At 74.1% G+C, this 6,967-nt stretch carries 7 protein-coding genes; 5 read left to right on the plus strand and 2 right to left on the minus strand.

Annotated elements, in window-relative coordinates:
* Window positions 1–98 precede the first annotated feature (98 nt).
* From VR894_RS06390 to VR894_RS06410, 5 genes are all read left to right on the plus strand, one after another.
* Window positions 99–509, plus strand: coding sequence for a TOBE domain-containing protein (locus tag VR894_RS06390; RefSeq protein ID WP_324650507.1), 411 nt, complete (start codon window positions 99–101; stop codon window positions 507–509).
* Window positions 506–1,258 (plus strand): molybdate ABC transporter substrate-binding protein, encoded by a 753-nt coding sequence (modA, locus tag VR894_RS06395; RefSeq protein ID WP_324650508.1) that lies wholly within the window; start codon window positions 506–508, stop codon window positions 1,256–1,258. Before VR894_RS06390 ends, modA begins: the two co-directional genes overlap by 4 nt.
* Window positions 1,255–2,055 carry an ABC transporter permease gene (locus VR894_RS06400; protein ID WP_324650509.1) on the plus strand — a complete coding sequence of 267 codons (801 nt, stop codon included), beginning with the start codon at window positions 1,255–1,257 and terminating at the stop codon, window positions 2,053–2,055. Before modA ends, VR894_RS06400 begins: the two co-directional genes overlap by 4 nt.
* Window positions 2,052–3,113 carry an ABC transporter ATP-binding protein gene (locus tag VR894_RS06405; RefSeq protein WP_324650510.1) on the plus strand — a complete coding sequence of 354 codons (1,062 nt, stop codon included), beginning with the start codon at window positions 2,052–2,054 and terminating at the stop codon, window positions 3,111–3,113. The genes VR894_RS06400 and VR894_RS06405 overlap by 4 nt, the downstream gene beginning before the upstream one ends.
* Window positions 3,114–3,177: 64 nt before the next feature.
* Window positions 3,178–4,731 (plus strand): FMN-binding glutamate synthase family protein, encoded by a 1,554-nt coding sequence (locus tag VR894_RS06410; protein ID WP_324650511.1) that lies wholly within the window; start codon window positions 3,178–3,180, stop codon window positions 4,729–4,731.
* A 9-nt stretch (window positions 4,732–4,740) separates the two neighbouring features.
* Here the strand turns inward: VR894_RS06410 and VR894_RS06415 are convergent, their stop codons facing one another.
* The gene (locus tag VR894_RS06415; RefSeq protein ID WP_324650512.1) at window positions 4,741–6,159 is read right to left on the minus strand and encodes a HAMP domain-containing sensor histidine kinase; all 1,419 of its coding nucleotides are present in this window, start codon (window positions 6,157–6,159) and stop codon (window positions 4,741–4,743) included.
* Entirely contained in the window at window positions 6,156–6,872 is a 717-nt protein-coding gene (locus VR894_RS06420; protein ID WP_324650513.1) for a response regulator transcription factor, read from the minus strand. The genes VR894_RS06415 and VR894_RS06420 overlap by 4 nt, the downstream gene beginning before the upstream one ends.
* Window positions 6,873–6,967 lie beyond the last annotated feature (95 nt).

Consider the following 6,967-nt stretch of genomic DNA (forward strand, 5'->3'; position numbering starts at 1 on the left):
TGTCCCGGGCGCACCCCACCCCCTCTCTCGCCGACAGCGGAGTTGTGTCCTGGGCGCACCCCACGGGTACCCGCAGATGCGGTGCTAATCTCGCTCTCATGCCGCACTTTCGGATTGGACAGGCGGCGTCGCTGCTCGGCGTCAGTGACGACACGGTGCGCCGGTGGGTCGACGACGGTCGCCTGGCCGCCGAGCGGGACGACGCCGGCCGCATGGTGCTCGACGGTGCCGACCTCGCCCGTTACGCGCAGGAGCTCGCCGAGCGTCACCATGCGCCCGAGGTCGGTGGCGTCGCCAGCTCGGCGCGCAATCGGTTCACCGGGCTCGTCACCCGGGTGCTGCGCGACGGGGTCATGGCGCAGGTCGACCTCCAGTGCGGCCCTTTCCGTGTCGTGTCGCTCATGAGCGCCGAGGCGGTCGAGGATCTCGGGCTCGAGCCCGGCTCGCTGGCGAGCGCCGTCGTCAAGGCCACCACCGTCGTCGTCGAGGCTCCCCGGGAGACGGCGTGACCCGCCGCCTCGTCGGCAGCCTGCTGCTCGCCGTCGTGGTCGGTGGGTGCGGGACGGGCGGGGACGCCTCCGCGGACGCGGGGGAGCTGACCGTCTTCGCGGCCGCCTCGCTCGGGGAGGTGTACGAGCAGCTCGCCGCCGACTTCGTCGAGGAGCACCCCGGGACCGAGGTGAGCTTCTCCTTCGCGGGCTCCGCCGACCTCGTCGCCCAGGTCGTGGCCGGCGCCCCGGCCGACGTGCTCGCCACCGCCGACGAGACCACCATGGCCGACGCCGTGGCGGCGGGCGCCGTGAAGGGGAATCCGGAGGTGGTGGCGCGTAACGTCCTCACCCTCGTCACGCCCCGCGGGAACCCCGCCGGGGTCACCGGCCTGGACGAGAGCCTCGACGGCGCGGCCCTCGTCGTGTGCGCGCCCCAGGTGCCGTGCGGTGCGGCGACCGCCGTGCTGGCCGAGCGGCTGGGCGTGACCCTGTCCCCGGTGAGCGAGGAGGGTAGTGTCACCGACGTGCTCGGCAAGGTCACCTCGGGCCAGGCCGACGCCGGTGTCGTGTACGCGACCGACGCCGCCCGGGCCGGTGACGCGGTCGACGTCGTCGCCGTCCCTGGCGCCGAGGACGTCGTCAACCGGTACCCCGTCGCGGTCACCACCGACGGCGACTCTCCCGGTCTCGCGCGGGCGTGGGTGGAGCACCTCGGCAGCCGGGAGGGACAGCAGGTGCTGCGCGTGGCCGGGTTCGGTGCGCCGTGACGCTCCGGTCGGAGGACCGGCTCGCCGGTCTGCCGCGGTGGGTCCTGGTGCCGGCCGCCCTCGGGGTGCTCCTCGTCGCGGTCCCGGTCCTCGGACTTGTGCTGCGGGTGCCCTGGGGCGAGGTCCCCGCCCTGCTCACCTCCGAGGCCTCGCGGGCGGCGCTCGGGCTGAGCCTGCGGACCTCGGTGGCGGCCACGGTGCTCGCGGTCGTGGTGGGGGTGCCGCTCGCCCTCGCGCTGGCGTGGTCCCGTGTCCCGGGTGCGCGGGTGGTCCGCACCGTCGTCCTGTTGCCGCTCGTGCTGCCGCCCGTCGTCTCCGGGCTCGCCCTCCTCACCACCCTCGGACGTCGCGGGCTCCTCGGCCGGCACCTCGACGTGCTCGGTGTCGACATCGCCTTCACGACGACGGCGGTGGTGCTCGCCCAGGCCTTCGTCGCCCTGCCGTTCCTCGTCCTGACGGTCGAGGGCGCGGCGCGGACGGCCGGCCGCCGGCACGAGGTGGTCGCCGCGACGCTCGGCGCCGGGCCGACGACGGTGCTGCGCCGGGTGACGCTCCCGCTGCTCGCTCCCGCCCTCGGGTCGGGGATCGCGCTCGCCTTCGCCCGCTGCCTCGGTGAGTTCGGCGCCACGCTGACCTTCGCCGGGTCGCTCCAGGGCGTCACCCGGACCCTCCCGCTGGAGATCTACCTCCAGCGGGAGACCGACCCGGACGCCGCCATCGCACTGTCCCTCGTGCTCGTGGCGCTCGCGGCCGTCATCGTCCTCCTCACCCAGCGCCGGGCGGGTGCGTCACGATGAGCGCCCTCGTCCTGCGCGCGGGCGTCCCCCAGCGCGGCGTCGAGCTCGACCTGGAGGTCCGGGAGGGGCGCGTCGTCGCGCTCGTCGGGCCGAACGGAGCGGGCAAGTCGACGGCGCTCGGCCTCGCCGCGGGAACGCTGCGGCCGGGCAGCGGGCAGGTCCACGTCGCCGGGCGGAGGGTCGCCGGCGAGGGGGCCTGGGTGCCGCCGCACGAGCGGCGGATCTCCCTGCTCGCGCAGGAGCCGCTCCTCCTGCCGCACCTCGACGTCCTCGCCAACGTCGCCTTCGGCCCTCGCGCCCGCGGCGCGGGACGACGAGCGGCGCAGGAGGTCGCGCAGGCCCGGCTCGAGGAGGTCGGCGCCGCCGGGCTCGCCGCCCGCCGCCCCCAGCGTCTCTCCGGCGGGCAGGCCCAGCGGGTGGCGCTCGCCCGGGCGCTGGCCCCGGACCCGCACCTGCTGCTGCTCGACGAGCCGCTCTCGGCGCTCGACGTCGACGCCGCGGCCGAGCTCCGCCAGGTCCTGCGGACCACGCTCCGGGAGGCGGGCCGGACCGCCGTCGTCGTGACCCACGAGCTCCTGGACGTGCTCGCCCTGGCCGACGACGTCGTCGTCCTCGAGGCGGGCCGGATCGTGGAGCAGGGCACGACGACGGAGGTGCTCAGCCGGCCGCGGTCGGGGTTCGGCGCGCGGCTCGCCGGTGTCAACCTCGTGCTCGGCGAGCGGGAGGGCCCGGACGGTGTCCGCGCCGGTGCCGACGTCCTCCACGGCCTGGCGGGTGGCGAGGAGGCGACGAGGGGCCGCGCGGCCGCCACGTTCTCCCCACGCGCCGTCGCCGTCCACCTCGACGCTCCCGGCGGCAGTCCGCGCAACGTGCTCCCGGTGCGGGTCACGGGTCTCGAGCAGCAGGGGGCACTCGTGCGCGTCCGGGCGGCGACCGCCTCGGGGACCCGACTGGCCGCTGACGTGACACCGGCGTCGCTGGCCGCCCTCGGCGTGGCGGTGGGTCAGGACGTCCTGTTCGTCGTCAAGGCGGCCGAGGTGGACATCTACGAGACGTGACCCGGAGGCCGACCCGGGGCGGCAGCCCGCGCGTGCACCTGCGGACCGGAGCACACTGGTGGTCATGAGATGGACGAGGGCGCTGGTGCCGCTCGCCGGCCTCGCCGGGCTCGCGGCGCACGACCTGCTGCAGCGCCGCCGGACGCTCCTGCGCAACTACCCGGTCATCGGGCACGCCCGGTACGCGATCGAGACGATCGGCCCCGAGCTGCGGCAGTACATCGTCGCGGGCAACGACGAGGAGCGGCCGTTCACCCGGGACCAACGCCGGTGGATCTACGCCTCGGCGAAGGGCGAGAACAACTACTTCGGCTTCGGTACCGACAACGACGTCGAGCACACCGACGGCTACCCCATCATCAAGCACCGGACCTTCGCCACGGTGGCGCCCGCGTCGCACCCGACGGCGGGGGAGAACGTCACGATGCCGTGCGCGAAGGTCATGGGTGCCGCTCGTGGACGCGCCAAGGCCTTCCGCCCGGAGTCCCTGGTGAACATCTCGGCGATGAGCTTCGGTTCCCTGTCCGCACCCGCCGTCCGGGCCCTCAACGAGGCGTCCGCGAGCACCGGGGTGCTGCACAACACCGGCGAGGGCGGCCTGTCCAGACACCACCGGCACGGCGGGGACCTGGTGTTCCAGATCGGCACCGCGTACTTCGGGTGCCGCGACCTGGAGGGCGCCTTCGACCTGTCCCGGCTGACCGACCTGGTGGCCGGTGCGCCCGTGCGCGCCCTGGAGGTCAAGCTGAGCCAGGGCGCCAAGCCCGGCCTCGGCGGTGTGCTGCCTGCGGCGAAGGTCTCCGCCGAGATCGCCGAGATCCGCGGCGTGGCCATGGACCGTGACTGCATCAGCCCGTCCCGGCACGCGGAGTTCGACGACGTCGACAGCATGCTGGACTGGGTCGAGCTGCTCGCGCAGGCCACGGGGCTGCCGGTGGGGATCAAGTCCGCGGTGGGTGACCTGCAGTTCTGGCGCGACCTGGCCGCCGCGATGGCCGACGGCCAGCGCGGGGTGGACTTCATCACCGTCGACGGTGGTGAAGGCGGCACCGGTGCCGCCCCGCTGACGTTCAGCGACTCGGTGTCGCTGCCGTTCCGGGTGGGCTTCCCGCGGGTGTACTCGATCTTCGCCGAGGCGGGTCTCACCGACCGGATCGTGTTCATCGGCTCGGGCAAGCTCGGGCTCGCCGACAACGCCGTCGTCGCCCTCGCCCTTGGCTGCGACCTGCTCGCCGTGGCCCGCGAGGCGATGCTGTCCATCGGCTGCATCCAGACCCTCAAGTGCCACACCGACCGCTGTCCGGTCGGCGTGGCGACGCAGGACCCGTGGCTGGCGCACGGGCTGGACCCGGCCGTGAAGTCGGTGCGCGCAGCCGGGTACATCCGCACGCTGCGGCGTGACCTGCTCAAGATCGCGGAGTCGTGCGGCACCCTGCACCCGGGGCTCATCGACGTCGACGACGTGGAGCTGATGCAGGGCAACCAGCTCGGTCACCCGCTGCGCGACGTCGTCGGGTACCGGCCCGGGTGGGGGCAGCCGTCGGCCGCCCAGCAGGAGGAGCTCGCTGTGCTGATGTCCGGCGCCCCGCAGGGCGGGTCGGCGCCGCCGTCGCGGTGAGGCGCGCGGTCAGCGAGCCGCGGGGAGGGTGAGCTGGACCGTCGTGCCGCCGCCCGGGGTCGGGAGGACCCGGGCCGTGCCGCCGTGCGCGGCGACGAGCGCGGCGACGATCGCCAGGCCGAGCCCGGAGCCACCCGAGGTGCGGGCACGGGAGTCGTCGAGCCGGTAGAACCGTTCGAACACCCGGTCGGCGTGCTCGGGGGAGATCCCCGCTCCGTGGTCACGGACCTCGACGACGACGTCCCCTGCGACCCGTCCGACGGCCACCTCCACGGGGGTCCCGTCCGGGGTGTGCTGGACGACGTTGCCCGTGAGGTTCGACAGCACCTGGCGCAGGGCGTTCTCGTCGCCGATCACCGTGGTCGCGCCCGGACCGGCACCGGCCAGCGGGACGAGCGTCGCCGGCCGTTGCGGGGCGAGGGCGCGGAGGTCGGTGACGGCGTCGTGGGCGAGAACGGCGAGGTCGACGGGTTCGCGAGCGAGGCGGCGACCCTCGTCGAGCCGGGCGAGCTGGAGCAGGTCGCTGACGAGCCCGCCCATGCGGCGGGCCTCCCCCTCGATGCGGGCCATGGCGGTGGGGAGCTCGTCGTCGGGGATGGCGCCCATGCGGTAGAGCTCGCCGTAGCCACGGACCGTGGCGAGCGGTGTGCGTAGCTCGTGGCTCGCGTCGGAGACGAAGCGCCGCATGCGGCTCTCCGAGGCTGCCTGCGCGGCGAAGGCCCGCTCGATCTGGGCGAGCATCGTGTTGAGGGAGTGCGAGAGGCGGCCGACCTCCGTGTGCGGGCTGGACGCCGGGACCCGCCGGGACAGGTCCCCGGCGGCGATCGCGCCGGCGGTGTCCTCGATCTCCCGCAGCGGCCGCAGTGCCCGTCGGACCGCGTACCAGCTGAGGAGGGCACCGAGGAGGACGATCGCGATCCCGCTGACGACGATGGCGACCCCCACCTGCCCGAGCGTCTCGTCGGCGCCGGCGAGGGGGAGGGCCACCGTCATCGTCGTCCCCTCGGGGGCGTCCTGGACGCGGTAGGTGATCGCGCGCCACCGCTGGCCGGGGACGTCGCTGCCCACCGTGTACCCGTCCCCCGGCCGTTCGACCGTGGCGGGCAGAGCCGGGGTGCCGAAGCTCTGCACCGTCCACGCGACCGCGACGTTGAAGGCCTCACCGCCGGGGAACCGCAGCCTCAGGTAGTAGTCGCTCGGCATCCCGGCGTCCGGCACCTCGGTGCTGTCCAGCCGCCGAAGGGTCTCGACGTCGATGTTCCGGGCCGCCGTGGCGATCTGCTCGTCGGCCTGGGACAGGAGGTAGCTACGCAGGAGCGTCGCCGTCGTCGCGCCCGCGACGGTGAGGCCCAGGCCGAGCAGGACGACGAAGAGCAGGACGAGCCGGCCGCGCAGCGGGACCGCGACCCAGCGTTCGCGCAGGCTCATGTGATCGAGGGGTCCCGGAGCATGTAGCCGACACCGCGGCGGGTGTGGATGAGAGGGGCCGGCTTGTCTCCGTCGCTGCCGCGACCGTCGACCTTGCGGCGCAGGTAGGAGATGTAGGACTCGACGATCGCGCCGTCACCGCCCCAGTCGTACTCCCAGACGTGGTCGAGGATCTGTGCCTTGGACAGCACCCGGCCGGCGTTGACCATGAGGTAGCGCAGCAGCTTGAACTCGGTGGGGGACAGCTCGATGACGCGGCCGGCGCGGCGGACCTCGTGCGCGTCCTCGTCGAGCTCGAGGTCGGCGTACCGCAGCACCGCGTCGTCGAGGTCCTGCGCCTGCGTGCGGCGGAGGATCGCGCGGATCCGGGCGACGACCTCCTCGAGGCTGAACGGTTTGGTCACGTAGTCGTCGCCGCCGACGGTGAGGCCGGTGACCTTGTCGGACATGTCGTCGCGCGCGGTGAGGAAGAGGACCGGCGTGTGGTGGCCGCTCTCGCGCAGCCGCCGGGTGACGGTGAAGCCGTCCATGTCCGGCAGCATGACGTCGAGCACGATGAGGTCCGGCTCCGCGTCGACCGCCTGGCGGATCGCCTCGTTCCCGTCCGCGGCGGCGACGACGTCGAAGCCCGCGAACCGCAGGGAGGTGGTGAGCAGCTCGCGGATGTTGGGCTCGTCGTCGACCACGAGCAGCCGCGCAGATGGCTCCGTCATGGTCCAAGTCTGAGCCTCCACCCTGAACGTTTCCTGAGAACCCCCGCAACGCCCCACCCCTCTCGCGGCGAGAGCGGAGTTGTTGCGGGCGCGCC

The organism is Georgenia sp. H159 (genome assembly GCF_035607575.1).
Taxonomy (GTDB): Bacteria; Actinomycetota; Actinomycetes; order Actinomycetales; family Actinomycetaceae; genus Oceanitalea.

Excerpts from the sequence above, each read along its gene's own strand:
- VR894_RS06390 (WP_324650507.1), top strand. The coding sequence starts at position 99 with ATGCCGCACTTTCGGATTGGACAGGCGGCGTCGCTGCTCGGCGTCAGT.
- VR894_RS06405 (WP_324650510.1), top strand. The coding sequence starts at position 2,052 with ATGAGCGCCCTCGTCCTGCGCGCGGGCGTCCCCCAGCGCGGCGTCGAG.
- VR894_RS06410 (WP_324650511.1), top strand. The coding sequence starts at position 3,178 with ATGAGATGGACGAGGGCGCTGGTGCCGCTCGCCGGCCTCGCCGGGCTC.
- VR894_RS06415 (WP_324650512.1), bottom strand. The coding sequence starts at position 6,159 with ATGAGCCTGCGCGAACGCTGGGTCGCGGTCCCGCTGCGCGGCCGGCTC.
- VR894_RS06420 (WP_324650513.1), bottom strand. The coding sequence starts at position 6,872 with ATGACGGAGCCATCTGCGCGGCTGCTCGTGGTCGACGACGAGCCCAAC.